The following is a 24,912-nucleotide window of genomic DNA, read 5'->3' on the forward strand; positions in this document are numbered from 1 at the left end:
GCGAAGCTCAGCCGTTACCGATGCCCATATTGCAACCATGCACATAGCGGCATTGCGCGACTGTCCATGTGACCCTATCGTCAGATTTTACCTGCCACAAAGTGCTTTTGTGAGTTGTGGGCGTACGATGTAACTCACGTTTTCGCTGAATTCCTGGGGGAGCGAACGAAGTGACCGAGCGATGTTGAATTGGAGAAAAGTCATGATTCGCAAGCACTACTTGAAAGCCCTGGCGACGCTGCTCATCGCCGCTGGCGTGCAGTGGCTGATGCTGCCCGTCTACGCGACCGAGCAGGGTGAGCAGCGACGTGAAGCTCGCGATACCAGGCAGGAAGGGCGCTCCACTGCCCGGCAAACCAAGGATGTATGCAGGAAGGGCAGTGACAAGAGCAACGTGGAATGTCGCCAGGACAAGCGCAGCACCAAGCAGGATACCCGTCGCACAGCCCGGGACATCAAGTACTGATCGTTAGTGTGGGTTCTGCATCAGACTGTTGCAGGGCTTGCGATGCAGCCAGAAACAACAAAGCCCGCACAGGGCGGGCTTCGTTGGTGTCTCAATTGGTGGGCCGGGGTAATCTGAATCTGTTAATTAAGTTATTGATTTATAAAATTAATATCGGTTTTTGTTTTTGGCTGGAATACCACTTGGAATACCACCTGGAATGCCGTGCGAAATTGGCCACCCGTTTGCATTCGATCTGACCACCGATTGCATCGGAGTTGACCAGCACACTTCGTAACCATGGTTGGCAGTTAACTGCGTATAGCTGCCGGTGACGACAGGCAGAAATCGGCCAGAAGTGGGCGGTCGTCGTCCGCGACGAAGCCGTGCCTAACCGCTGCCTGGGCAGCGACATTCCCGCGGTAGGGCTGATCGGCGGCTACGACAAAGACCGCACAGCCCTGCCCGAGCGCCACGGGATTCTGCATCACAGCGTAGCGCGCGCCTGGACGGAGCGAGGCTTGGGCTAAACGTGCGCCGTAGGATGTGTTGAGCGAAGCGATACCCATCGGCAGCGATCGCGGCAACAGCAAAAACAATGATGGGTATCACGCAGCTCAACTGATCCTACGAACTACGAACGCAGGCCCTTTCCAGCTAACATGTGGCGAATCACAATAGTCATGTTTTACTACGGGCCATATGAAGATCGCAGAGCACCATCAATGAGTGAGCAAAGAATCGAACAAGGCTTTATAGACAAGCTAGTTGAGCTCAAATACACCTACCGCCCAGATATCAGAGACCGCGCCTCACTGGAGCGCAACTTTCGCGATAAATTCGAGGCACTCAACCGCGTTCGCCTCACTGATGGCGAATTCGCACGCCTGCTCGACGAGATCGTCACCCCTGATGTGTTTGCGGCGGCGCGCACCCTGCGCGAGCGTAATGCGTTCACCCGCGAAGACGGCACTCCTCTGAACTACACACTGGTCAACATCAAAGACTGGTGCAAAAACACCTTTGAGGTGGTTAACCAGCTACGCATCAACACCGACAACAGCCACCACCGCTTCGACGTCCTAATCCTTATCAATGGTGTTCCGTGCGTTCAAGTGGAACTCAAAACGCTGGGTATCAACCCGCGGCGCGCCATGGAGCAGATCGTCGAATACAAAAACGACCCCGGCAACGGCTACACCAAAACGCTGCTGTGCTTCCTGCAATTGTTCATCGTCAGCAACCGCGACAACACCTACTACTTCGCCAATAATAGCGCCCGTCATTTCTCGTTTAACGCTGATGAGCGCTTCTTGCCCATATATCAGTTTGCTGACGAGGCAAATAAAAAGATTACCTACCTCGACAGCTTCGCCGAGACCTTCCTCGTCAAATGTACGCTTGGCCAAACACTTAGCCGCTACATGGTGCTCATTGCCAGCGAGCAAAAGCTCATGATGATGCGCCCGTACCAAGTCTATGCAGTCAAAGCCATCGTCGAGTGCATCCAGCAAAACTGCGGCAATGGCTATATCTGGCACACCACCGGCAGCGGCAAAACGCTCACGTCCTTCAAAGCCTCTACCTTGCTCAAGGACACCCCAGAGATCGAGAAATGTCTCTTTGTGGTGGACCGCAAAGACCTCGACCGCCAGACCCGTGAAGAATTCAACAAGTTCCAGGAAGGCTGCGTCGAAGAAAACACCAACACCGCTGCGCTGGTGCGTCGGCTGCTGTCCGAGGACTACGCTGACAAAGTTATCGTCACCACCATCCAGAAGCTCGGCCTCGCCCTGGATGAAAACAGTAGACGTAACAAGCAGCGCAAACGGAACGACCAGCTCACCTACAAAGAGCAGTTGGCCCCACTGCGCGACAAACGCATTGTGTTCATCTTCGATGAATGCCATCGCTCCCAGTTTGGCGAGAACCACAAAGCCATCAAGGAGTTCTTCCCCAAAGCCCAGCTCTTTGGCTTTACCGGCACGCCCATCTTCGAAGAAAACGCCTCACGCGTAAAAGTGGAAGACCAGCAGGCCTCTTACCAAACCACAGAAGAGCTTTTTCAGAAGCAGTTGCACGCTTACACCATCACCCACGCTATTGAAGACGCCAACGTGCTGCGCTTCCATATCGATTACTTTAAACCAGAGGGCAAAAAAATGCCCAAGCCTGGGGAAGGTTTGGCCAAGCGAGCCGTAATCGAAGCCATCCTCGCTAAGCACGACATGGCCACCTCCCAGCGTCGTTTCAATGCCATTTTGGCTACGGCCAGCATCAACGACGCCATCGAATACCATAGCCTGTTTGCCGAGTTGCAACATGCCAAACAACTGGCCGAACCTGACTACCCGCTGCTGAATATCGCCTGTGTATTCTCGCCGCCAGCTGAAGGCAATGCGGACGTAAAGCAGATTCAGGAAGACCTGCCGCAAGAAAAGCAGGACAACGAAGAAGACCCAGAAAGCAAAAAAGCAGCGCTCAAAGCCATCCTGGGTAGCTACAACGCCCGTTATGGCAGCAACCACAGCATCAGCGAGTTCGACCTCTATTACCAAGACGTGCAAAAGCGCATCAAAGACCAACAGTGGCCCAATGCTGACCACCCACATACGCAGAAAATCGACATCACCATCGTGGTCGACATGCTGCTCACTGGCTTCGATTCCAAATACCTGAACACGCTCTACGTGGACAAAAAACTCAAGTACCACGGTTTGATCCAGGCGTTCTCGCGTACCAACCGCGTACTTAACAGCACCAAGCCCTACGGCAACATTCTTGACTTCCGCCAGCAGCAAGATGCTGTAGATATCGCGATTACCCGGTTCTCCGGCGAACAATCCGGCAAACAGGCCCGCGAAATCTGGCTAGTTGACAAGGCTCCCGTAGTTATTGAAAAACTACAGGCTGCCGTGCAAAAGCTTGATGACTTTATGCAATCGCAAGGCGTGGCCTGCGCACCGGAGGCCGTGAATAACCTAAAAGGAGACGATGCCCGCGCTGCTTTTATTAGCCACTTCAAGGAAGTGCAGCGTCTCAAAACCCAGCTTGACCAATATACCGACCTCACTGAAGACAACGCCGCTGCCATTGAGCACATCCTGCCCAAGGAAAACCTGCTGGGCTTTCGCGGTGCTTATTTGGAAACAGCCCAGCGCCTCAAGGCTCAGCAAGATAAGCACAGCAAAGACAAAGATGGCAAAGCCAATGCAGTTGACCAGCTCGATTTCGAGTTCGTGCTCTTCGCCTCCACCGTTATTGACTACGACTACATCGTGGGGCTGATGTCACGCTTCTCGCAGCAAGAGCCCAGCAAGCAGAAAATGAGCCGCGAACAGCTGATTGGCCTGATTCAGGCTGATGCCAAGTTTATCAACGAGCGCGAGGACATTGCCGCCTATATCGCTACTCTTAAGGCCGGTGAGGGGCTGAGCGAAACCGCTATCCGGGACGGCTATAGCCGCTTCAAGCAACACAAAGACACCGCCGAACTCGCCGCTATCGCAGACAAACACAACCTGGCCCCAGCAGCCTTACAAGGTTTTGTGGATGGCATTCTGCAACGCATGATCTTCGACGGCGACCAGCTAAGTGACCTGATGGCCCCGCTCGACCTCGGCTGGAAAGCACGCGCCCAAGCAGAGCTGGCGTTGATGAAAGAACTCCACGACCTACTTATTAAACGCGCCCAAGGCCGCGAAATATCAGGACTTAGCGCGTATGAGCAGTAAGACAAATACAACCAGTTCGATGGAAGACAGCACGCCCACGCTGGTGCCGAAACTGCGGTTTCCGGAGTTTCGGCAGGCAGAGGGCTGGAAGTTTACCCCTCTAAATCGCTTGGCGATTCGTGCTAAACAGAAAAATCGAGACGAAAAAATTGATCGTGTGCTAACCAATTCTGCTGAATTTGGTGTAGTAGATCAGAGAGATTTTTTTGATAAGGACATCGCTACGCAAGGAAAACTTGAAGGCTATTTTGTTGTTGGGCTGGGCTGCTACGTCTACAACCCACGCATATCGTCAACAGCGCCAGTAGGCCCCATATCAAAGAACAAAATTGGCACAGGAGTAATGTCGCCGCTGTATACAGTCTTTAAATTCAAAGACGATAGGAACGATTTTTACGAACATTTTTTCAAGACTACCGGCTGGCACACCTATATGCGGCAGGCATCTAGCACTGGTGCACGCCACGATAGGATGGCCATATCAAGCGACGACTTTATGGCAATGCCTTTGCCTGTGTCGTCACCAGACGAACAACAAAAAATCGCTGATTGTCTGAATTCACTGGACGCATTGATAGTCGCTCAACGCAGCAAAGTGGACGCGCTCAAGACCCATAAAGAAGGGCTGCTGCAGCAGCTTTTCCCACGCGAAGGCGAAACCCAACCTAATCTGCGCTTTTCTGGCTTCCGAGAATCATGGATCGTAAATAAGCTCGATAGTCTTTGCATCAGTATTTCATCGGGTCGAGATAAGCTCAATCCTGAAGGAGCTTTTGATCTTTACGGATCGACTAGCATCATCGGAAAAACGACAAGCCCAAGCTTTAGCGGCGAACGAATACTAATCGCCAGAGTTGGAGCAAATGCTGGCCTATTAACCAAAGCAAAAGGTTCGTTTGGCGTAACTGACAATACTATTGTGGTCAGCCTAAAGCCTTCAATCAATATTGATTTTATCTTTTACTACCTGGAAAGCATCAATATAAACAGACTCATCTTCGGTTCGGGTCAGCCACTAATAACTGGAAGTATCTTAAAAAAACTGCCAATTCTGGTGCCATCCGATCTGGAACAACGAAAGATCTCTGCCTGCCTGTCATCACTTGGTGACCTGATCGTTACCCAAAGTCTTAAGCTTGAAGCCATAAAGGCCCACAAAATGGGCTTGATGCAGCAGCTCTTCCCATTATTTGCAGAGATCGACGTCTGATGCCTTCTTCTTTTGCTAATTTAACGAATTTAGCACTCCACTTACGAGATGCATTGAATACTAAAAAAATTGTTATTCTCTACGCTTTCAATGGCACTGGAAAAACACGTCTTTCTACAACATTCAAAGACCTTGGCAAGATTGATGGCGAGCCTGACACACTTTATTTCAACGCATTCACCGAGGACCTGTTTTACTGGGATAATGACCTTGAGGAAGACCGAGAGCGGAAGCTTAAAATAAACCGCAACTCGCGGTTCATCACCGCACTGTGGGAGCTGGAGATGGAAACGCGAATTCGCCCGTTTCTTGCTCGCTATGCGGACTTCGACTTCCGAATTGACACCGAAAATTGGGAAGTTGTCTTTTCTCGAAAAATACCTAATCCAAACTTCGATGAGAACGCAACCAGCCCTCTAGAAGAACGCACCAAGATGGAAACTCATATTAAAATTTCCCGAGGTGAAGAAAATATCTTCATCTGGTGCTTCTTTCTCGCCGTTGTTCAGTTAGTGCTGGATGACACAGAATCTTATAGCTGGGTAAAGTACATTTATATCGACGATCCAATCTCCTCTCTCGACGAGCATAACGCAATAACCGTTGCCAATCATCTGGCGCAATTGTTAACCAAAACAGACAAGATGCCTAGAACAGTTATTTCATCGCACCATGTTCTCTTCTTTAACGTCCTAAGCAACGAACTGAAGAAGAAGGCCTATCGTCACTTTGTCAAAAAGGGGGCGGCTCCAGAAAACTATATCCTTGAGGACACAACCAGCAAGCCATTCCTACACCACCTTGCGACACTGGCTGAACTTAATGAGTCAATTGCCACAGGTGCCATATATACGCACCACTTCAACATGCTGCGCCGCGTAATGGAGCAAACAGCGAATTTTTTCGACTTGAATAGCTGGGATGACTGCATCAAAATTGAGAATGATGACCAAGATAAAACTTTACACAAAAGAATCATTGATCTAATGAGTCATGGCGATTATTCGATATACGAGCCGAGGGAAATGATGGGCGAAAACAAAGAGCACTTCCAAAAAATCTTCAGAAACTTTATTGCCACTTACCCTTTTAACGAAGCGCTGTTTTCCAGCGAAACGAATTAATCACTATGACCGAAAACCAAAAGAAACTCGGAAAAACCCTATGGGCCATTGCCGATCAATTGCGCGGAGCTATGGATGCGGATGATTTTCGCGACTATATGCTGTCCTTCCTCTTCCTTCGTTACCTCTCCGACAACTATGAAATAGCGGCGAAGAAGGAACTTGGAAAAGACTATCCAGAGTTGCCCACTGACGCCTTGCTAAAAACGGGGGCAGCGACTCCTCTTCAAGTCTGGTATGAGGAGAACAAGGCGGACATCCCCGCCTTCGAGAAGCAGATGCGCCGCAAAGTGCATTACGTCATCGAGCCGGCACATCTATGGAACAGCATCGCCAATATGGCACGCACTCAGGACGATGATCTGCTCACTACGCTGCAAGCGGGCTTTAAATACATCGAAACCGAGTCCTTTGAGAGCACCTTCCAAGGCCTTTTCTCGGAAATCGATCTGGGGTCCCCCAAGCTGGGCAGGAGCTATACGGAGCGCAACACTAAGCTCTGCACCATCATCCAAAAGATCGCCGAGGGCCTAGCAGACTTTTCCACAGATAGTGATGCACTGGGCGATGCTTACGAATACCTGATCGGCCAGTTTGCCGCTGGTTCAGGCAAGAAGGCGGGCGAGTTCTACACCCCCCAACAAATTTCCGACATCCTTTCCGCTATAGTCACCCTTGACAGCCAAAACCCCAAAACCGGGCCCAAAAAGCGCTTGGAAAGTGTGTTGGACTTCGCCTGCGGTTCCGGCTCGCTGCTGCTTAACGTGCGCAAGCGCATGGGGCAGCATGGCATTGGCAAGATTTATGGCCAGGAAAAGAACATCACCACCTATAACTTGGCCCGCATGAACATGCTGCTGCACGGGGTGAAGGACACCGAGTTCGCGATTTACCATGGCGACACTTTGAGCAACGACTGGGGCATTCTACGCGAGCTAAACCCTGCTAAAAAACCCACGTTTGATGCCATTGTCGCTAACCCGCCCTTCAGCTACCGCTGGGACCCCACGGAAGCCCTGGCCGATGACGTGCGCTTCAAAAACCACGGACTAGCACCTAAATCGGCTGCCGACTTTGCCTTTCTGCTGCATGGCTTTCACTTTTTGAAAGACGAAGGCGTGATGGCCATCATCCTGCCCCACGGTGTGTTATTCCGTGGCGGTGCTGAAGAGCGCATCCGCACCAAACTGCTAAAAGACGGCCACATCGATACCGTGATCGGCTTGCCATCTAACCTGTTTTATTCCACAGGTATCCCTGTCTGCATTCTTGTGCTCAAGAAGTGCAAGCAACCGGACGACGTGTTGTTTATCAACGGGGCTGAACACTTCATCAAAGGTAAGCGCCAGAACCAACTGACCGATGAGAACATCGCCAAGATCATCGATACTTACCAGTTCCGTAAAGAGGAGCCCCGCTATGCTCGTAGGGTGGAGATGGGGGAGATTGAAAAGAACGGCTACAACCTGAATATTTCCCGCTACATCACTACCGCGAGCGCAGAGACAGACATTAACCTACAAGCCGTGAATGACAAACTGGCTACGTTAGAAGAAACCATTCAAGCGGCACGGGACAAACACAATGTGTTTCTGAAAGAGCTGGGCCTGCCATGCTTAATGTGAACCGCGAGACGACTCAACGAATTAGCACAACAAGGCACTAAATAGAGAATAATGCCTCGTTATGCGTCTACAAATAACTGAAAGATTAAAAGGGGACGATTTATTTATAGGGCCGACCGGCCGCTTTTGGCCGGTTTATGCCTATCGGTACCCTCGGCATCGGGGGAGCGTTCAGCTAGGGACGATACTGCGAATGATACTGTACTGTAAAACTAGCGATACCATCACCGTAACTGAGGTTTAAGTGATCAAGCGACACGAACTCGCCGGTTGGGCGACTCGCGGTAACAGCAAGCGATTCAAGGCCAAATTAGAATGGCCGCTTACATCGACTTGACCGAAATAACCTCCACAAACTTGAATTTTTTTCTAGCCGTCTTTTTAGCTTCTTGCTCCGCAACTAGGGTGCTCAGTGTATCGACCTCATGTACTTCCTCGTGCATTTTGCCTTCAAACTCATTTCCCACCCGCAGCGTGACTCTCAGCCTGGGCGTAAAGGCTTTTGACGCTTTCTTTTTCTTCGCTGCCTTTACCGGTTGCACGGTCACGACATCCGGAACGGTGTCTTGCACGTGTGAGTTAATTGCCGGTGCAGGGGACTTAGACTCACTGAATAGCGCCCGGCGCATCTCTTCTTCCGTCAACTCTATATTCATATCATTTCTCAGAAGGGTGTTATGTACAGCCTGATCGATTCTATCAGTGTGGCCGGACTCGGCGGTAAATCGTCGTTGGGTCAGACCTGAGGCGATAGAGGGCCACCAGATACCTGCGAGCATCAGCGTCTGGCCGGCAGCCTTCGTTCGGACGCATATCTTATTGATACTGCATGCTTGTGTTGTCGCTGCTTCACATTTACGCTTTGTCCGTCGCGGTCAGTCCCGTGACCGGGTGTCAGAACCTGAATTGTTCGAGGCGCATGGCGCCATAGCCAGCAATTAAGTGCTTACAGAGGCTTAGCTGCCGCTTTTCTATGGCGGTCCGTGCGGGGCAGGCTTCGGCCTGGCCGGTTCCCTCGGACGCCGGTTTCTGACCCCCGTACGGTCCGCCACCCATTTCGTGTCAGAACGGCTGGGTGGACGGTTCCTTAACTGTCCGAGGAGATAAGGAAAATGCCCTGTCCCCCTTTTAAGCTCGTGCGCCACCCCGGCCGTTTGTTTTGTACTTCAAACTATCTCGGAGGATTCCGTGATGTTTGATCTCTCGCTTCTAATCGGCCTTCCCAAACCCAACACCATCGATACTGCATCGCTTACCCCTGAAGATGCCGCAGTTAAACTACGGCAGGCTGCCACGCTTCGGCTAAATGGAGCGCAGAGTATTCTGCTTCATTTTCCGCAGGACGTTGAGCTGGCCGTAGAACTGCTGGATGACGCGGCAGTGCTTTTCGACAAGGCCTTTCGCTATTTGACTGGCATCCCGGCTCAGCGCGTTCATCAACAGATCGGTGAGTACGTCTCTGTTCCGTCCGCAGAAGGTTCGCCCGCGATTCAAACCCCCTGGGGTGATGAGTTCGCTCCGGCGATTAAGGATGGCGTTCGGTGTGCTGAGACCTGGCTTGAAGGCTCATCATTACCATTATGGTGGGCGCTGTCGCAGAATCGAAAACGTCATCGTCCAGGTGATTTTCAGGAAGCGTTCGAGGCCGGTTTTCTCCTGCGTTTGCAGCAGACGCTGATCAACCTTCGTGAAGTCGCGGCATCCCGACCAACAAGTTTCGATGCTTGAGGCTCTAATTGACGTTTGAGACTTTGCTTTTCCCGCCAAACCCTCCGATCCAGCGATCTTTGATCGCGCCGATCGGAGGGTTCACCCGCTCTTTCTTGAAGCCACCTCGTTCCACCCTCCCATTTCAAATATGATTAGCGCCACGCCGTTGTTTATCCGTCATTAATTGCCCGTGATCTCTATCGAGTATCGCGCAGTGCCAGAGCGTCAGAGCGGGGGTTGTCGTGGGGCTATGCTCGAGAGTTGGCGACACCGGCGACACCGGCGACAACCCTGGCAGAATGGGGCCTGGAGCGTGGCGACAAAAGTGGCGACAGTCGCCATTTTCTGAGCGCTTTTGCCATGATGCTTGACGCGACTTTTCGCGTGGGTGTAAAAATTGGCGCACGGACCGCTGTCGTTGACAGCACCAGCCCAGGTAGCCAGAACCTTTAAGGCTACGCCACTTGTGTGGTGGTTCTTCCGAAGTGCGATTAGCGTCCGGCGGCTCGCACGGTCACTCCCCAAGAGTGATGGACGCCTACTCGACTGATCTGCCCACCGCGGCAGACGATGGACCTTCCTCGCTGCACTGCAGCAACCTCACCTCTCGGCACACTTCGCTGCGCCAATCCGCGCCCGTCTCTTTCTCCTTGAAAGAGACGGGCGCTCGTACCACTGCTGCAAGCCACGTCGTACAAGGCATTGCCGCAACTCTCCTCGTGACAATCGGCCTGACAAATCCGATTCGTCGCCATCCGCAATAATACAGGCACCGGTGCCGCAGCCTAAGGAAAGGCTGCATCTGACTGACAGTCAGGCATGCCCCAGGTGTCGATGTTTTTGCCTTCTCCCACTCAGGATCTCCAGGTGCCGAACTCGTCAGTCGGTACAGCCTCCACCCGCCCGTGTCTTTGGATACGTCAAGGAGGTCAGGTTCATGGGGTCATGCCCTCGCTCCCGGCCGTAAGGAGCCGTGCGTTCCACGTCAGTGAACACCTCGCAGGCCGCAGGGGCCTTGATCCCTGATAACACTCAACAGCCGTGGCGGGACTACGTGAGGACAACCAGCAATTACCGAGGAGAGAGCCCATGCAGCAGTTAGATCCGAAGCTTGAACTATCACGACCGCTAATTGAGTCAAACCCCGTGGCCGAGCCTTATCCGGTCCAGGCACTGGGTGGAATTCTTGGGCCTGCGGTTGAGCGCATGGCCGAGGTCATCGGCGTGCCCCAGGCACTGGCCGCACAATCGGTCTTGGCTGCCTCGGCGCTGGCCACTCAAGGTCATGCGGGCTTGCAACTCGATGGACGAAATTACCCCCTGTCGCTGTTCCTGATTACAGTGGCCGCGTCAGGTGATCGCAAGACCGCGGCAGATCGTTTTGCATTGCTGCCAGCACGGCAATGGGAGCGTGAACAGTGGCAGCGCTATCGCGAACAACTTGCCCGGTACCGTGCCGCACAGCGACAGGCGCAGCGTATCAAGCCCGGCGATCCTGAGCCCGCAAACGGAATGTCGCTCGAAGCGGAGCCCTCAGCCCCTAGACTGATCACCACGGACCCGACTATCGAGGCCCTGATCAAGGGGCTCTGTCATGACCTGCCTAGCATGGGTCTGTTCTGTGATGAGGGTGGACAATTCCTCGGCAGCAGCACCATGAGTCGGGATAACCGTTTGAAAGCGGTCACGACCTTGTCGTCACTCTGGGATGGCAGCCCGATAGATCGCGCGCGTTCCATGGTTGGTGAAAGCTTGCGAGCCTATGACCGACGCTTGAGCCTGCACCTGATGCTGCAACCGTATTTGGCCATGCAGTTACTCAGTGACCCGTTGCTGCAGGGGCAAGGCATTCTAGGGCGCTGCTTGATGACCTGGCCCACCAGTCTAGCCGGGCAACGTAGCTACCAGGCTGTCGACTTGTCCAAAGACGCTGCCCTCAAGCGCTATCATCACCGCCTTTCGGCTCTGTTTTATCAGCCTTGGTCACTTTCCGCTGACGGAGCCTTGCAACTGTCAAAGCTGAGCCTCAGTCCGCTCGCGCGTCGTCGCTGGATTGATTTGCATGATGCTATCGAAGCTCAACTGGGTGAGTTTGGCGAGCTCGCCAGCGTGCGGCCCAGCGGTTCGAAGGCCGCCGACAACCTTTTGCGCGTCGCCGGCATTTTGGCCGTTGTGGAGGAGAGCAGTGTCGTGGAGGTCGACCATATCCAGCGGGCCTCGGCCTTAGTTGGCTACTACCTCACCGAGATGCAGCGCCTGACCGAGCAGGAGCCGGTGTGCAGGGTAAAAGAAGAGGCGGACCGGCTGTTGCGCTGGCTGCAGGTCAAGGATTGGAAGCGCTTCAGTATTCGAGATCTGAATCGCAACGGTCCCCGCTTTGCCCGCAAGAGCAGTCGTCATGCCGCAAAGCTGCTGGTCGAGTTGATTGATCATCAGTGGTTGATCTCCGACGGCCACACCTTCGAGGTGCGCCATGTTCAATCTTGATGAAGCGCTGCGCAACCATCTGGCTCAACGCCAAAAGGAGCCGAAAGTGCGATTTGTCGCCGGTACTGTCGCCACTTTGTCGCCACGCTCAAAGGCAGGCAAGGCAAGGGGTGTCGCCGTTGTCGCCGGTGTCGCCACCCTCCATAGAACTATCACCTCGACGACCTCCATTATCCAATGGTTGGAAGAGCAGGGCGCGCATCTTTACGTCACCGACAACACGCTGTGTTTTCGCCCGACTGATTGGGCTCAGTTCGCGATTGTAAGTGCGCACTGGCGAGCCCTTTTGCATGATCTCGCAGCAGCCGATCAGGAACAGAAAAATGGCTCGGGTCGGTAAGCGAGCAGGGCGCAATTTCGGCTACGGTCGCCAGCTCAGCTATGCCGGACCGCAAGCACTGAAAGAGCTGTTTGGCGACGGCCATTTTGCTACCGTCAAAGCCCATAGTGATCGCTGGCAGGCCTTCGTGCGTTGGTGTCTATCCGAGGAAGGGCCGAGGCTCAATGATGCGCGACAGATCGACCGCGAAGTCCTAATGCGGTACGCCGTCCACGTGCGGGAGCAGGTTGATCAGGGCAACGTCGGCATCGCTACCGCGCAGAACCGACTGTCCAGCGTGAACCGAACGATGGCTGCGCTGCGCGGTGATCAATACGTCAAAATCCCGAGTCCAAGTAAGGCGCTTGGCTTGCAGCGCTCAAGCGTGCGTAGTGAGGCGCCACAAGGCCAAGACCGTGTGCAGGTCAGGCTGATTGCGCAAGCGCTGTCAGAGCGACAGCAACTGAGGGTGAGTGCCATCGTGCTCCTCGCTCGGGAGACCGGCATGCGCCTGCGTGAAGCGATCTTGGCGGACTTGCCCCGGCTGCAACGTGAGGCTCGGCAACTGGGCAAGATCAATATCCAGGACGGCACCAAAGGCGGTCGATCAGGCGCATCGGCACCGCGTTGGATTGCGGTCACGGATCAAGTTCGTGGCGCCCTCGACAGGGCCAGCGAGGCCTCACCCAAGGGCAGTCGGAGTCTGTTAACACCTGATGAAAGCTACAAAGATTTCTTACAGACAATCGTACGACCGGCGCGGGACATCATGCATGAGCATGGATTGAAAGGCTTTCATGAACTGCGGGCGGCTTACGCCTGTGAGCGCTATGAACAACTGACCGGCTTCTCCGCGCCCATCAATGGCGGTCGTGGTCAACGAGAGGATCGAGCACTCGATCAGCGTGCACGTCAGCAGATCAGCCACGAGTTGGGGCATAACCGCATCGACGTGGTGAGTGCCTACATCGGAGGTCGTCGATGAAGTCCGAGTTCGATATGGCGTTGTTTCTGAGCCCCGTGCTCAAAGGTGCGCATGCCACGCGGCAGCGGCATATCAGGCAGGCAGAAAGGATGCACGAGGCGATTCGTGAGCGCTGGAGTTGTGCGACCCCTTGGTCCTGGAAGGAAAAGCACACCAGATGGTTTTTAGAGCACTACCTGCGTTGCTCAGCACCAGCGACCATCTATTACTATGAGTTAACAGCAGGGCTGATCCGCCGCAGAAAGACGCAACTCGTGGTTGTCTGATAGATCTTTAAGCGTGAGCCCCTAAGTATGGGAATGCGGAGCCTTCCCATACTTAGGGGCTTGGCCGAAGAAGCGCAGGCATGCGGCTGATTTAGCGACAGTCGCCACTTCAGTCGCCCTGCTGCACTGCACGAATTGTCGCCTGCTCAGCGTATCGGCACGACGTTACGGTCCCTGGTTTGATTGATGGCGGATGCCGACAGGCTGCCGGTGGCTGCCTTCTGGATATGTTCACTCCACCAGGCCATCATCGGACGCCGGCGTTCGATGTAATCCGCCCGGTTGTAGGCGCTTCGAACTTCGTCTTTATCGACATGCGCCAGCGCGACTTCGATTAGCTCCGGATCCCATCCATGCTCATTCAGAATTGTGCTGGCCATGGAGCGCATGCCGTGGCTGACTAAGCGGTCCTGAAAGCCCATTCGTTTCAATGCCATGTTGGCTGTCTGGCTATTCGCGTGGGTGCGCGGATTTCTATCTGACGGGAACACATATTCCCTGTGGCCGCTATGGGGCTTAAGCGTCTCCAATAACGAGAGTGCATGTTCGGTCAGCGGGATTGTGTGCGGACGACGCTTTTTCATTCGCTCCGGAGGGATGGTCCAGATGCGTTTTTCGAAGTCGATGTCTGCCCATCGGGTAGTCGCCGCTTCGGCAGGGCGGGTCATAGTGTGTAGCTGCCATTCGATCAGGCAGCGGGTCGTCCGCTTGATGCTGGCGTTCGCGATTTCCATCATGAGCTCCGGAAGCTCATCTGGTGGTAGCGCTGCCATGTTCTCTTTCTTAGGTTTCTTGAACACCGCTCGAATGCCGCTGAGAGGGTTGGCAAAGATCATTCCGGAATTGACCCCGTAGGTCATGATCTCGTTAAGGCGCTGGCTCACTCGCTTAACTGTCTCGAGGCTGCCTTTGGCCTCAATCGGACGAAGGAGCTTGATGACCATTGGGGCGCTGACTTCGGAGAGAGGCGTTGATTTCATGCTCGGAAAAACATGCAGTGTGAGGGAGCGCCAAATGTCTTCGGCATACGCCGGCGTGACGGAATCCTTCTTCAGCTCGAACCAGGCGGAGGCCACGTTCTCGAAGGTGTGTTCCGTTTCCGCTCGTTTGGCTTCCTGTAGCTCATTGCGCTGAGCTTTTGGGTCGATGCCCTGTGCAAGCAGCTCTCTGGCCTCAACGGTTTTCTTCCTCGCTTGCGCAAGAGAAACCTCGGGATAAGAGCCGAGTGCCATGTTGATTCGATTTTTGGTGACGGGATGCCGGTAGTTGAAATTCCACTGCATCGAGCGATTGACCCTGACTCGCAGTTGGAGCCCGTCGCCATCCGTGAGGACGTAATCCTTGTCTTTCGGTTTGACCGCCTTGAGCTGGCGGTCGGAGAGGCGGGTGGTTTGAGCGCACATGAGAAGTACTCCATGACACCTTTTGGTATTCCCAAGATTAGCGCCGGGTAGCCGGGAATACCATTGGGAATACCAAACTGCCTGGAACTCAAAAAGCCTGGAAAGCCTCCCGTGGCCCTGAACCTCCCGTATTTACTGGATTGCAGGCACAAAAAAAGACGTCCGTGGACGTCTTTAGTTGATCAAATGGTGGAGCCGGGGGGATTTGAACCCCCGTCCGCCAGTACTCCGCTGTCGGTACTACATGCGTAGCCGTGTCTATTAAGTTAACCCTCAGCGACCCGACGGGCAGGGTGCTTTGGGCGAGTTGTGTAAGTTTTAGCCGCTTCGTCCACAACGTACTGCACGGCGATTCTGTTCTATATGACAATCACTTTGGGTTTACAGACATCCCCTGGTGATTGCTGGACCCGAAGGTACCAGAAGCTCAGGGCTAAGGCTGCTTACGCAGCGAGAGCGAATTCCTGGCCGTAGTTATCGTCATTGGCAACTATAAGTAGTTGCAACAGTGGATTTACGAGTTCTGTTACCAACTCGGCATGCACCTAAAGTTTCGCAACCGGCGTCGAATCCTAAACGGCCCCGAGCCTGATGCTCTGTGAATCAAGTGAGCAGCAGGCCTATACAGTGTACGTCATCGCGCCCCGGAAGGCCAACCCGAAGGTTGACCACCACAGATCATGGGTTTGGCTGGTTGCTCTGTCTGTCAGCGAGTGCCAATGCCTGGGTGGCCTCGGTGACGCATTTTCTGTCGTCTCCGGAGGCTTGTGAGGCTTCGGCGCTGGATATCAGCCTTTTGATCTCCATTGAGGTGTTTGTGGCGTTCGCCGGCAGCGCATTCACTTTGCCTTTGAGCTCTTGCAGCTTGCTCGTACAAAGGTTGTTGTCCGCCGCAAATACAGGAGAGGCCAGCATTGCTGCTGAAATGAACAGGCCAGCGAGTGTGGTGCGTTTCATGGGTATCTCCTTGAGCTGATGGTCTCAGTGCTGCCGTATGAACGGACGGCCAAGCCGAGCCCGAAAAATCAGCCACGATCTGATGGGGCCTACCTCAAAGACTACGATTCAACGCAAGAATTCGGTTTTTTCAGACAATGTGTCGAGCTTTTCCAGGGATGGGGGGACACATTTCCAGAGACCAGATGCAACAAAACCCGCAACTGGCGGGTTTTGGTTTGCTTCGTAGCGGGCGCAGCCGGGCTTTGAACTCCCGGCCGCCAGTACTCCGTTGTCGATGTACGCCAACGTGGCCCGCAAGGTCAACCCGAAGGTTGGCCTTGAACTGAGTTACTTCCCGCCTTTGTGCGCGTTCGTGACGTCCATAATGGTTTGGTTGGTCTCGGCGATGCAATCATTAGTACCTGCCTTGGTGCCTTTTGCCTGGTCGGCTTTGGCTTTCTTGACGGAGGCCTCCACCTGGTCAAGCATTTCCCCGGGGATCTGTGCCTTGCCGTTTTCGATGGTTTGCAGGTTGACCGCGCATTGGTCTTTTTCGGCCGCAAACGAAGTGGAAGCCATCATGGAAGCAGCAACGAACAAACCTAAAAGCACAGAACGATTCATGTGTTTCTCCTTGAACTGAAGGGCCAGACATTGCTGGCCATCAAATCGGTCTACCGAGTTTTTGGAAGGTCCCGCATTAGCGGGACTTCATCAGTGGACTGCGGCGGCACTTCAGGGTTCTTTTTTCTGCTGTAGAGCTGTCGATTCCGACAAGAAGCGTTAACGAAGGGCACCTTTATGCACCTTCCTTTAGATCCTGCTATCAGGGCACCCTAGCCTGGGTAACGCGGTCCACCAGATAGACTAGTCCGTGGTAGTCAATGCCGCCATGTTGCGTCAGACCGATCTCACAGGTGCGGCTGGTGGAGATCCCCTCGCTGCACTGCTGCACCGCGTCCTTGAGCGTGCGCAACGAATGGGCGTTCAGCTCCGGGGTGGTGAAGCCTTTGTCGCCGGCGAAGCCACAGCAGTGAATACCTTCGGGAATGATCACGTTTTTGCTGCACTTGCGCGCCAGGTCGATCAGCGCCTGGCTTTCCCCGAGGTGCTGGGTGCTGCAGGTTACGTGCACGGCGATGAGGGCCTCCTGAGGCGTGAAATCCAGGCGATCCATCAGGTGAGTGCGGATGAAGCGTACCGGGTCATACAAGTCCAGACGGACTTCGCCGAGGTCTTGAACCAGGCGCAAGGTGCAGGGGCTGGTGTCGCAGTAGATCGGGTCGAGCCCGCCACGGCTGGCGTGGAGCAGGGCGCCGATCAGTTCCTGTCGTTTGTGTTCGGCTTGTTCGGCGTAGCCTTTGGAGGCGAATGGCTGACCGCAGCACAGGTTGTCGAGGTTGTCCGGGAAAACCACCTGATAGCCGGCCTTTTCCAGCAGGCCTCGGGTCTTGTCGTGCAGCGACATTTGCTCCGTATCGCCCGCTGCCGGGCCCATGGCGCGGGACACACAGGCCGCCAGATAGACCACGCGCGGGCGCGCATCCGTCACCGTCGGGCTGAAGCGAATGGCTTTTTCCGGTTGCGGCATCGCGTTGGTCCATTGCGGGACCTGACCCTTGGACAGGCGCGTCAACGTTGCCGACAACTTCGCCAATCTCGGCGCCCCCAGCAATATACGCGCACCATTGGCCACGTGCAGGGTGAAGCGTGCACCTTGCAGGGCCGTGGCGAAATGTCCTTCAAGCCAGTTGGCGGTTTTCGTATGCGTCGCCTTCCGGCTACGCAGCTTTTTCACCAGTTCGCCGGTATTGATGCCTACAGGGCAACGCTGTGCGCAGAGGCCGGTCGCGGCGCAGGTATCGATGCCTTGATAGTCGTAGGCGGCTTCGAGTTCGGACGTATCGATGCCCGCGCGTTTCTTCGCCTGAATGTCGCGCCAGATCACGATGCGTTGGCGCGGGCTCAGGGTCAGGCCTTTTGACGGACAGACCGGTTCGCAGAAGCCGCATTCGATGCACTTGTCCACAATCTCGTCAGCGGCGGGCAAAGGCTTGAGGTGCTTGAGGTGGATCTGTGGATCTTCGCTGAGCACGACGTCCGGGTTGAGAATCCCGTTGGGGTCGAGCAGTCGTTTGAGTTGCCACATCAACTGGTAGGCATCGCTGCCCCATTCCAGTTCAACGAACGGTGCCATGTTGCGCCCGGTGCCGTGTTCGGCTTTCAGCGAGCCACCAAATTCCACTGCCACCAGTTGCGCCACGTCGTCCATGAACGCCTGATAGCGTGCGACTTCTTCCGGGCTGTTGAAGCCTTGGGTGAAGACGAAGTGCAGATTGCCTTCCAGGGCGTGTCCGAAAAGGATCGCTTCGTCGTAGTGATGTTTGTCGAACAGTTCGATCAGGCGGTTGACGCCGATGGCCAGTTGTTCGACCGGGAAGGTGACGTCTTCGATGATCACCGTGGTGCCGGTCTTGCGCACCGCGCCGACGGCCGGGAAGGTGTCCTTGCGGATGGCCCAGAGACGGGCGTTTTCCTGCGGGTCTTCGGTGAAGTCGACCTGCTTTTCCACCGGGAACGCCTTCAGCGACGCCATGATCTGCGCCAGTTGTTCGTGCAGCAAGGTGGACGACGCGGCGCGGGATTCGATCAGCAAGGCGCAGGCATTGTTCGACAGATGCTGTACGAAAGCGGGCATGCCGGGTTTGTCCTGCACCGAGCGCAGGCTGCGGCGGTCCAGCAGTTCCACGGCCGACACCGGTTGGCTTTTCAACACAGTGACCGCGTTGCAGCAGGTTTCGACATCCGGGAACACAATCAGGGCAGAGGCCTTGTTCGGGTGGTCGATCACTGTGTCGTAGGTCACGGCACTGATGAACCCGAGCGTGCCCTCGGAACCCACCAGTAAGTGGCTCAAGATATCCACAGGCTCGTCGAAATCCACCAGGGCATTGAGCGACAGGCCGGTGGTATTTTTCAGACGGTATTTGTGGCGAATTTTCGCAGCCAGTTCGGCGTTTGCCCGGGTCTCGCGGCCCAGGGTCGCCAAACGTTCCAGCAGGGCGGCGTGGCTTTGGCGAAACGCCGCGACGCTGGCGGCATCTTCAGTATCGAGACGACTGCCATCGGCAAGCACCAGGCGAATGCCGGCCAGGGTGTGATAGGTGTTTTGCGCCGTGCCGCAGCACATGCCGCTGGCATTGTTGGCGACGATCCCGCCGATCTTGCAGGCGTTGATCGAGGCCGGGTCCGGGCCGATCTTGCGTCCGAACGGTGCCAGCCAGGCATTGGCCTGAGCGCCGATCACCCCGGGTTGCAGGCGGATTTGCGTGCCTTGGCCGCGAATTTCGCGAGCGTTCCAGTTATCCCCCAGCACGATCAGTACCGAGTCGCTGATGGCTTGGCCGGACAGGCTGGTGCCGGCGGCGCGGAAAGTCACCGGCACCTGATCGCGTTGCGCCAGTTGCAGCAGTGCCACCACTTCGTCTTCGGATTCGACGCGGATCACCAGTTGCGGAATCAAGCGATAGAAACTGGCGTCGGTGCCGAAGGCCAGGGTCGACAGCGGGTCGTCGAAACGTCGCTCTTGAGGAATCAGTTGCTGTGCATCACGCAGGAAAGCGGCCGGTAGACTCATTGGTCCTCCAGGATCAATACCACCAGGTCTTTCGGGCCGTGGGCGCCGTACGCCAGCACTTGCTCGATGTCGGCGGTCTTCGACGGGCCGGACACTAGCAACGCGTTGGTCGGCATGCCCTGGGCCCATTCGAATTCCTGTTGTACCTGATAGAAGTTGTCGCGGATCTCGCTGGCCTTGAGCAGGGCGAAATGCACCGGTGGCACCAGGCTCATCAGACGTGGTTCTTCCCGGGTCGGCCAGAGAATCAGGCTACCCGTGGCAGCGATGGCGCCGAGGGTTCCAGTGATGCTCGCCGGGGTGTCGTTGAACAGCTCAGCCTTCCATTCTTCAGCCGGACGGTCGTAGGCCTTGAGCATTGGCAGGCCGGGATTATTCGCCCAGTGCTGCGTGATCCTTTGGCCGTGGGGCGTTGTCGGTGCGATCAGCAGACTCGGCAACTGGCGGTCCCGCAGCAATTGCGCGAGTAGCGTCGGCCACTGTTCACCGGACGTCAGATGAATTTCCGTGTGCACCGCTTCCATCAATTTGCGCAGTTGCGCAATGCGCTGCTCCGGCGCGTAGGTGTAAGGCTGGGTCACCAGATCGACATCGAAGTCGTCAGCCACCGGCGTGGTGCCTGTCAGGCTTTTACGCAGCTTGCCGAGGATATTTTGCTTGGCGCTCATCAACGGTCTCCCTGTTTGGCCAAATGTTCGCGGGCCATGTCATGCAGCGAGCGGGCAGCGGGTTTCGGTGCGCTGTGGTTTTGCGTCCACGGGCCGACGTTGCTCGGCGTGAGGGCGCGCAAACGGGTGGCGAAGAAACCGAACAGGCGATACAGCGTCGGCGAGCTGTTGAGCTTCGCCCAGGCGTTCCAGATGAACCGCTCCTTGCGCGAGTACTTGCTGCCTTGGCCGCGCATCACTTGATGGGGGCTGTCCGGGGCTTTGACGTTTTCCTCCCGAAGGCGCCGTAACAGAGCAGGGATCGGGATTTTCACCGGGCAGACTTCACCGCAGGCGCCGCACAGCGACGAGGCGCTCGGGTGATCCGGGACTTTCGCCAGGCCGACCATGTGCGGGGTGATGATTTTTCCGATAGGCCCGGGGTAAACCTCCCCATAGGCGTGACCACCGATTCGGGTGTAGACCGGGCAATGATTCATACAGGCGCCGCAGCGAATGCAGTTCAGGGTCTGGCGCAGTTCGCTGTCGGCAAAGGCCTGGCTGCGGCCGTTGTCGAGCAGTACGAGGTGTACTTCCTGCGGGCCGTCGAGTTCATGTTCCTTGCGCGGGCCGGAGATCATGTTGACGTAGGTGGTGATTGGAATTCCGAGGGCCGAGCGGGTCAGCAATGACAGCAACGGCACCACGTCGCGCAGGTTCTCGACGACTTTCTCAATGCCGGTGACGGCAATGTGCACCGGCGGCACCGTGGTGGTCATGCGGCCGTTGCCTTCGTTTTCCACCAGCAGCAGGGTGCCGGTTTCGGCCACGGCGAAGTTGACACCGGAGACGCCGATGTCCGCTTCGAAGAATTTCTGCCGCAGGACTCTGCGGCCGATCTGAATAAGTTGGTCAACGTCCTTGGTGTATTCCACGCCAAGTTTGTCGTGGAACAAGGACGCGACCTGACCGGCGTTCTTGTGGATCGCCGGCATGATTATGTGTGAAGGCTTCTCGTGGTCGAGCTGGACGATGTACTCGCCCATGTCCGATTCCAGGCATTCAATGCCCTGTTCAGCGAGGAAATGGTTCATCTCCATCTCTTCGCTGACCATCGATTTGCCCTTGATCACTTGCCGCCCCTCGTGAGCGCGGATGATCGAGAGGACGATGCCATTGGCCTCGTCCACCGTTTCCGCCCAGTGCACTGTCACACCGTTGCGGGTCAGGTTCTGTTCCAGTTGCTCGAGCAGGTCGGGCAGCTTGGAGAGCGCGCGGGCACGGATTGTATTGCCCAGTGCGCGCAAATGTTCTCTTTCATGGGCATCGCTGAACGCCGCTGCCCGTTTGCTCATCAGTGAATCCATCGCCTTGCGAAAGTTGCCTCGCAATTGCGCGTCACCCAGCGCCTTGTGAGCGCGGGTGCGGAAATCTTCTTCTACGGCGACCGTAGGAATAATCGTCGAGGTGCTCATCGGGCACCTCCGGTACGCTGCCAGAGGAAACTGGCCAGATGCTGACCGCGCAACGCTTCCTGCTGTTTTTCCAGCGAGCCGTTGATGTTCATCAAACAACCGCAGTCGGCACTCAACACCTTGTGCGCGCCAGATTCCTTCAGCGCCCGGGTCTTGTCAGCCACCATCGCGCCGGAAATGTCTGGCATACGGACGCTGAATGTCCCGCCAAAGCCACAGCATTCACTTTCGTGATCGTGATTGACCCGTTCCACGTTGCTCAACTGCGCCAATAATTCGCGGCCGTGCAGGTGGGTGTTCATCTCGCGGCGTGCCGAGCACGAGGTGTGCAGCGCCACTTTCACTGGCTCGCCGCTGTCCTTGAGCTGCACCTTGCAGACAAACAACAGGAACTCGGCCAGTTCGTAGGTTCTGGCAGCCAGCGCCTGGACCTGTTTCAACGTGTCCGGCTCGTCCTTGAACAAGTCGGCGTAATGTTCGCGCAGCATGCCCGCGCAAGAACCCGACGGCACCACCACCGGATAGTCGCCGGCAAACAGCGCCAGTTGTGAGCGCGCCACGGTCCGTGCCTGTTCGGTGTAACCCGAGGTGTAGGCCGGCTGGCCGCAGCAGCTTTGCCCTTGCGGGTATTCGACACGAATGCCTTCGCGTTCCAGTAGGTGGATCGCATCCATCCCGGCTTCCGGGTAGAACAAATCGACCACGCAGGTCCCGAACAGGTAGACCCGTGACGGTTTCTCGCTGGGGTACTGCCGAGGCTCGGGCAGTGGCGGGGCGACACGGGTCGCATTCGGCACGGCGTTGTAAAAAAGCTCGCTCATCAGGCGGTCTCCGGGTGGTCCCGGTTATTCGTCTGTCGAGGCTGCTGAATATAGAGCCGGAAGCTTTCAGCAGCCTTACAGACCGGGGTGTGAATAGCGGACGCCGGGGGCGTGGCCCAGCGTCGGTTTTTATCGTGTTGCCTGTAGCCCTTAGTGCACCAGCATGCCGGTGAACCAGTAGGCCTGGGCCAACGTGATCAAGCCGACAATCGTTGCAAAGAATAGGCTGTGCTTGAGGGTGAAGCGGAACAGATCCGATTCTTTACCCACCAGGCCGGTCGCGGCACAAGCCACGGCGATCGATTGTGGCGAGATCATCTTGCCGGTCACGCCGCCACTGGTGTTCGCCGCCACCAGCAAGGTGTCGTTGACACCGATCTGGTGTGCGGTGGTCGCTTGCAGCGAACTGAACAGGGCGTTGGACGAGGTATCGGAACCGGTGAGGAACACGCCCAGCCAGCCAAGGAATGGCGAGAAGAACGGGAAAGCTGCACCCGTCGCCGCCAGTACCAGGGCCATGGTCGAGGACATGCCCGAGTAGTTGGTCACGAAGGCAAACGCCAGCACCATGCCGATGGACAGGATTGGCCAACGCAGTTCGTAGAAGGTCTCCTTAAAAGTGGTCAGACCAATTTTGAGATTGACCTTCAAGACCAGCATCGAGATGAGCGCCGAGAAGAAAATCGCTGTGCCAGTGGCGGAAATCGGGTCCAGTTTGAACACTGCCGGAATGGCGGTTGGCGCGGCCACGATCGGTGCAACCTTGACTACCATCTGGTCCAGGTGCGGGATGGCGAAGTTGAATACGAAGCTGTACATCGAACCGCCGGCGGCGAACATCGCCTTGAACGGCTTCAGGGTCCAGATGGTGACCAGTACGGTCAGGATCAGGAACGGCGACCAGGCCTTGAATATTTCCCCAAGGCTGTAGGGCGAAGCCATGGTGGTGCGCTTCTGGCCGAAACCACCGACGCTGGCGCTCACCACGGAGGCCGAGACAGCGCCGACGATGTGTTGGCCGGCGGCGCGTTTTGGTTGCCAGACTTTCAGGAACAGGGTCAAGGAAATCAGGCTGACCAGGGCCGAGGTGATATCCGGCAGTTCCGGGCCGATGAAGTTCGAGGTGAAGTACTGGGTGACGGCAAAGCTCAAGCCGGCCACCAGGGCTGCCGGCCAGGTTTCCCGCACGCCGCGCAGGCCGTCCATCATGAACACCAGCCAGAACGGCACGAACAGCGACAGCAGTGGCAGTTGGCGGCCGGTCATGGCGCCGATCTTGAACGCGTCGATGCCGGTGACTTGCCCGGCAACGATGATCGGAATGCCCAGGGCGCCGAAGGCCACCGGCGCGGTGTTGGCGATCAGGCACAGGCCAGCGGCGTACAGCGGGTTGAAGCCAAGACCTACCAGCAGCGCGGCGGTAATCGCCACGGGTGCACCAAAACCGGCTGCACCTTCGAGGAAGGCACCGAAGCAGAAACCGATCAGCAGGACCTGCAGGCGCTGGTCATCGGTGATTGACAGGACCGAACTGCGGATGACTTCAAACTACCCGCTCTTGACCGTCAGTTTGTAGAGGAACACCGCTGCCACGATGATCCAGGCAATCGGCCACAGGCCATAAGCGAAACCATACCCGGCGGCGGCGAACGCCATATCGACCGGCATCTGGAAAGCGAAGATCGCCACCAGGATCGACAAAGCCAGGGTGATGCTGCCGGCCACATGCCCTTTGAGGCGGAACACGGCCAAAGCCAGGAAGAAAAATACGATGGGGATGACGGCGGCGAGTGCGGACAGGCCGAGGCTGCCGAGCGGGGTATAGAGCTGTTGCCAGGTTTGCATATGGGGTGGCCCCTAATTGTTGTTGGTCAGGCACTGATCAGCGTTCTTGGATAATTGGTAAGACCAATTTACAATCGCTGTTGGCTAGGGTAAAAGCCTTGTAGGCGGTGTGTCAATTTGCCGCCCTAAAACTTTTGTCGAATGCAAAGTGCGCAGGTCGTCTGTCTGGTATGACCAAATGCGCTGTGGCAGGTGCTGGCGCGGCGCCGATAGGCCAGAATAGAGCCCCGGCGAGCCGTC

Annotated in this window: 19 protein-coding genes, 1 other RNA gene and 1 pseudogene; 11 read left to right on the forward strand and 10 right to left on the reverse strand. The window is 56.0% G+C overall.

All coding sequences use genetic code 11. The features are described 5' to 3' along the window. Positions 1-202 precede the first annotated feature (202 nt). From VC35_RS06690 to VC35_RS06710, 6 genes are all read left to right on the forward strand, one after another. Positions 203-466, forward strand: coding sequence for a hypothetical protein (locus VC35_RS06690; RefSeq protein WP_046038659.1), 264 nt, complete (start codon positions 203-205; stop codon positions 464-466). A 365-nt stretch (positions 467-831) separates the two neighbouring features. After that, on the forward strand, positions 832-975 hold the full coding sequence (locus VC35_RS29480; protein WP_404942348.1) for a hypothetical protein: 144 nt from the start codon (positions 832-834) through the stop codon (positions 973-975). Between the two features lie 195 nt (positions 976-1,170). Then, the gene (locus VC35_RS06695) at positions 1,171-4,179 is read left to right on the forward strand and encodes a type I restriction endonuclease subunit R (RefSeq protein WP_185754754.1); all 3,009 of its coding nucleotides are present in this window, start codon (positions 1,171-1,173) and stop codon (positions 4,177-4,179) included. Then, positions 4,169-5,389 (forward strand): restriction endonuclease subunit S, encoded by a 1,221-nt coding sequence (locus tag VC35_RS06700; protein WP_046038662.1) that lies wholly within the window; start codon positions 4,169-4,171, stop codon positions 5,387-5,389. Before VC35_RS06695 ends, VC35_RS06700 begins: the two co-directional genes overlap by 11 nt. Next, positions 5,389-6,513 carry an AAA family ATPase gene (locus VC35_RS06705; protein ID WP_046038664.1) on the forward strand — a complete coding sequence of 375 codons (1,125 nt, stop codon included), beginning with the start codon at positions 5,389-5,391 and terminating at the stop codon, positions 6,511-6,513. The genes VC35_RS06700 and VC35_RS06705 overlap by 1 nt, the downstream gene beginning before the upstream one ends. A gap of 5 nt (positions 6,514-6,518) precedes the next feature. Further along, positions 6,519-8,138, forward strand: a complete 1,620-nt coding sequence (locus VC35_RS06710) for a type I restriction-modification system subunit M (protein WP_046038666.1) — start codon at positions 6,519-6,521, stop codon at positions 8,136-8,138. A 323-nt stretch (positions 8,139-8,461) separates the two neighbouring features. Here VC35_RS06710 and VC35_RS06715 read toward each other — a convergent pair whose 3' ends face one another. Next, positions 8,462-8,794, reverse strand: a complete 333-nt coding sequence (locus VC35_RS06715) for a hypothetical protein (RefSeq protein WP_046038755.1) — start codon at positions 8,792-8,794, stop codon at positions 8,462-8,464. A 535-nt stretch (positions 8,795-9,329) separates the two neighbouring features. On the opposite strand from VC35_RS06715, the gene VC35_RS06720 reads away from it, so the two are divergent. The 5 genes from VC35_RS06720 (at position 9,330) to VC35_RS06740 (ending at position 13,905) form a co-directional block, all read left to right on the forward strand. After that, positions 9,330-9,866 (forward strand): LasR-specific antiactivator QslA, encoded by a 537-nt coding sequence (locus tag VC35_RS06720; RefSeq protein ID WP_046038667.1) that lies wholly within the window; start codon positions 9,330-9,332, stop codon positions 9,864-9,866. A 1,071-nt stretch (positions 9,867-10,937) separates the two neighbouring features. Next, positions 10,938-12,335, forward strand: a complete 1,398-nt coding sequence (locus VC35_RS06725) for a YfjI family protein (RefSeq protein ID WP_046038669.1) — start codon at positions 10,938-10,940, stop codon at positions 12,333-12,335. Beyond that, positions 12,322-12,675: a hypothetical protein gene (locus VC35_RS06730; protein WP_046038671.1), complete on the forward strand. Its 354-nt coding sequence runs from the start codon at positions 12,322-12,324 to the stop codon at positions 12,673-12,675. The genes VC35_RS06725 and VC35_RS06730 overlap by 14 nt, the downstream gene beginning before the upstream one ends. Further along, positions 12,659-13,639 (forward strand): integrase domain-containing protein, encoded by a 981-nt coding sequence (locus tag VC35_RS06735; RefSeq protein WP_046038673.1) that lies wholly within the window; start codon positions 12,659-12,661, stop codon positions 13,637-13,639. The genes VC35_RS06730 and VC35_RS06735 overlap by 17 nt, the downstream gene beginning before the upstream one ends. Then, on the forward strand, positions 13,636-13,905 hold the full coding sequence (locus VC35_RS06740; RefSeq protein WP_046038675.1) for a hypothetical protein: 270 nt from the start codon (positions 13,636-13,638) through the stop codon (positions 13,903-13,905). The genes VC35_RS06735 and VC35_RS06740 overlap by 4 nt, the downstream gene beginning before the upstream one ends. 146 nt (positions 13,906-14,051) lie before the next feature. On the opposite strand, the gene VC35_RS06745 is transcribed toward VC35_RS06740, so the two are convergent. The 9 genes and pseudogenes from VC35_RS06745 to VC35_RS06780 form a co-directional block, all read right to left on the reverse strand. Then, a complete protein-coding gene (locus tag VC35_RS06745) occupies positions 14,052-15,308 on the reverse strand; it encodes an integrase domain-containing protein (protein ID WP_046038677.1) in 1,257 nt (418 codons plus the stop codon). Between the two features lie 187 nt (positions 15,309-15,495). Then, positions 15,496-15,892: a transfer-messenger RNA gene (gene ssrA, locus VC35_RS28695) on the reverse strand. Between the two features lie 94 nt (positions 15,893-15,986). Beyond that, positions 15,987-16,265: a hypothetical protein gene (locus tag VC35_RS06750; RefSeq protein WP_046038678.1), complete on the reverse strand. Its 279-nt coding sequence runs from the start codon at positions 16,263-16,265 to the stop codon at positions 15,987-15,989. 330 nt (positions 16,266-16,595) lie between these two features. Further along, entirely contained in the window at positions 16,596-16,871 is a 276-nt protein-coding gene (locus tag VC35_RS06755) for a hypothetical protein (protein WP_046038679.1), read from the reverse strand. Positions 16,872-17,073: 202 nt separating this feature from the next. Next, positions 17,074-19,884, reverse strand: coding sequence for an FAD-binding and (Fe-S)-binding domain-containing protein (locus VC35_RS06760; protein ID WP_046038680.1), 2,811 nt, complete (start codon positions 19,882-19,884; stop codon positions 17,074-17,076). Then, a complete protein-coding gene (locus VC35_RS06765; protein WP_046038681.1) occupies positions 19,881-20,552 on the reverse strand; it encodes a LutC/YkgG family protein in 672 nt (223 codons plus the stop codon). The genes VC35_RS06760 and VC35_RS06765 overlap by 4 nt, the downstream gene beginning before the upstream one ends. Next, positions 20,552-22,006, reverse strand: a complete 1,455-nt coding sequence (locus VC35_RS06770) for a LutB/LldF family L-lactate oxidation iron-sulfur protein (protein WP_046038682.1) — start codon at positions 22,004-22,006, stop codon at positions 20,552-20,554. The genes VC35_RS06765 and VC35_RS06770 overlap by 1 nt, the downstream gene beginning before the upstream one ends. Beyond that, positions 22,003-22,827: a (Fe-S)-binding protein gene (locus VC35_RS06775; RefSeq protein ID WP_046038683.1), complete on the reverse strand. Its 825-nt coding sequence runs from the start codon at positions 22,825-22,827 to the stop codon at positions 22,003-22,005. Before VC35_RS06775 ends, VC35_RS06770 begins: the two co-directional genes overlap by 4 nt. Before the next feature lie 150 nt (positions 22,828-22,977). Further along, positions 22,978-24,672 (reverse strand): annotated as a pseudogene (locus VC35_RS06780) (lactate permease LctP family transporter). Between the last annotated feature and the right edge of the window lie 240 nt (positions 24,673-24,912).

This window comes from Pseudomonas fluorescens (assembly GCF_000967965.1).
GTDB classification, from domain to species: Bacteria; Pseudomonadota; Gammaproteobacteria; order Pseudomonadales; family Pseudomonadaceae; genus Aquipseudomonas; species Aquipseudomonas grandcourensis.

Excerpts from the sequence above, each read along its gene's own strand:
- VC35_RS06715 (WP_046038755.1), bottom strand. The coding sequence starts at position 8,794 with ATGAATATAGAGTTGACGGAAGAAGAGATGCGCCGGGCGCTATTCAGT.
- VC35_RS06740 (WP_046038675.1), top strand. The coding sequence starts at position 13,636 with ATGAAGTCCGAGTTCGATATGGCGTTGTTTCTGAGCCCCGTGCTCAAA.
- VC35_RS06765 (WP_046038681.1), bottom strand. The coding sequence starts at position 20,552 with ATGAGCGCCAAGCAAAATATCCTCGGCAAGCTGCGTAAAAGCCTGACA.
- VC35_RS06700 (WP_046038662.1), top strand. The coding sequence starts at position 4,169 with ATGAGCAGTAAGACAAATACAACCAGTTCGATGGAAGACAGCACGCCC.
- VC35_RS06690 (WP_046038659.1), top strand. The coding sequence starts at position 203 with ATGATTCGCAAGCACTACTTGAAAGCCCTGGCGACGCTGCTCATCGCC.
- VC35_RS06760 (WP_046038680.1), bottom strand. The coding sequence starts at position 19,884 with ATGAGTCTACCGGCCGCTTTCCTGCGTGATGCACAGCAACTGATTCCT.
- VC35_RS06730 (WP_046038671.1), top strand. The coding sequence starts at position 12,322 with ATGTTCAATCTTGATGAAGCGCTGCGCAACCATCTGGCTCAACGCCAA.
- VC35_RS06695 (WP_185754754.1), top strand. The coding sequence starts at position 1,171 with ATGAGTGAGCAAAGAATCGAACAAGGCTTTATAGACAAGCTAGTTGAG.
- VC35_RS06775 (WP_046038683.1), bottom strand. The coding sequence starts at position 22,827 with ATGAGCGAGCTTTTTTACAACGCCGTGCCGAATGCGACCCGTGTCGCC.
- VC35_RS06770 (WP_046038682.1), bottom strand. The coding sequence starts at position 22,006 with ATGAGCACCTCGACGATTATTCCTACGGTCGCCGTAGAAGAAGATTTC.
- VC35_RS06735 (WP_046038673.1), top strand. The coding sequence starts at position 12,659 with ATGGCTCGGGTCGGTAAGCGAGCAGGGCGCAATTTCGGCTACGGTCGC.
- VC35_RS06705 (WP_046038664.1), top strand. The coding sequence starts at position 5,389 with ATGCCTTCTTCTTTTGCTAATTTAACGAATTTAGCACTCCACTTACGA.
- VC35_RS06710 (WP_046038666.1), top strand. The coding sequence starts at position 6,519 with ATGACCGAAAACCAAAAGAAACTCGGAAAAACCCTATGGGCCATTGCC.
- VC35_RS06755 (WP_046038679.1), bottom strand. The coding sequence starts at position 16,871 with ATGAATCGTTCTGTGCTTTTAGGTTTGTTCGTTGCTGCTTCCATGATG.
- VC35_RS06750 (WP_046038678.1), bottom strand. The coding sequence starts at position 16,265 with ATGAAACGCACCACACTCGCTGGCCTGTTCATTTCAGCAGCAATGCTG.
- VC35_RS06745 (WP_046038677.1), bottom strand. The coding sequence starts at position 15,308 with ATGTGCGCTCAAACCACCCGCCTCTCCGACCGCCAGCTCAAGGCGGTC.
- VC35_RS06725 (WP_046038669.1), top strand. The coding sequence starts at position 10,938 with ATGCAGCAGTTAGATCCGAAGCTTGAACTATCACGACCGCTAATTGAG.
- VC35_RS06720 (WP_046038667.1), top strand. The coding sequence starts at position 9,330 with ATGTTTGATCTCTCGCTTCTAATCGGCCTTCCCAAACCCAACACCATC.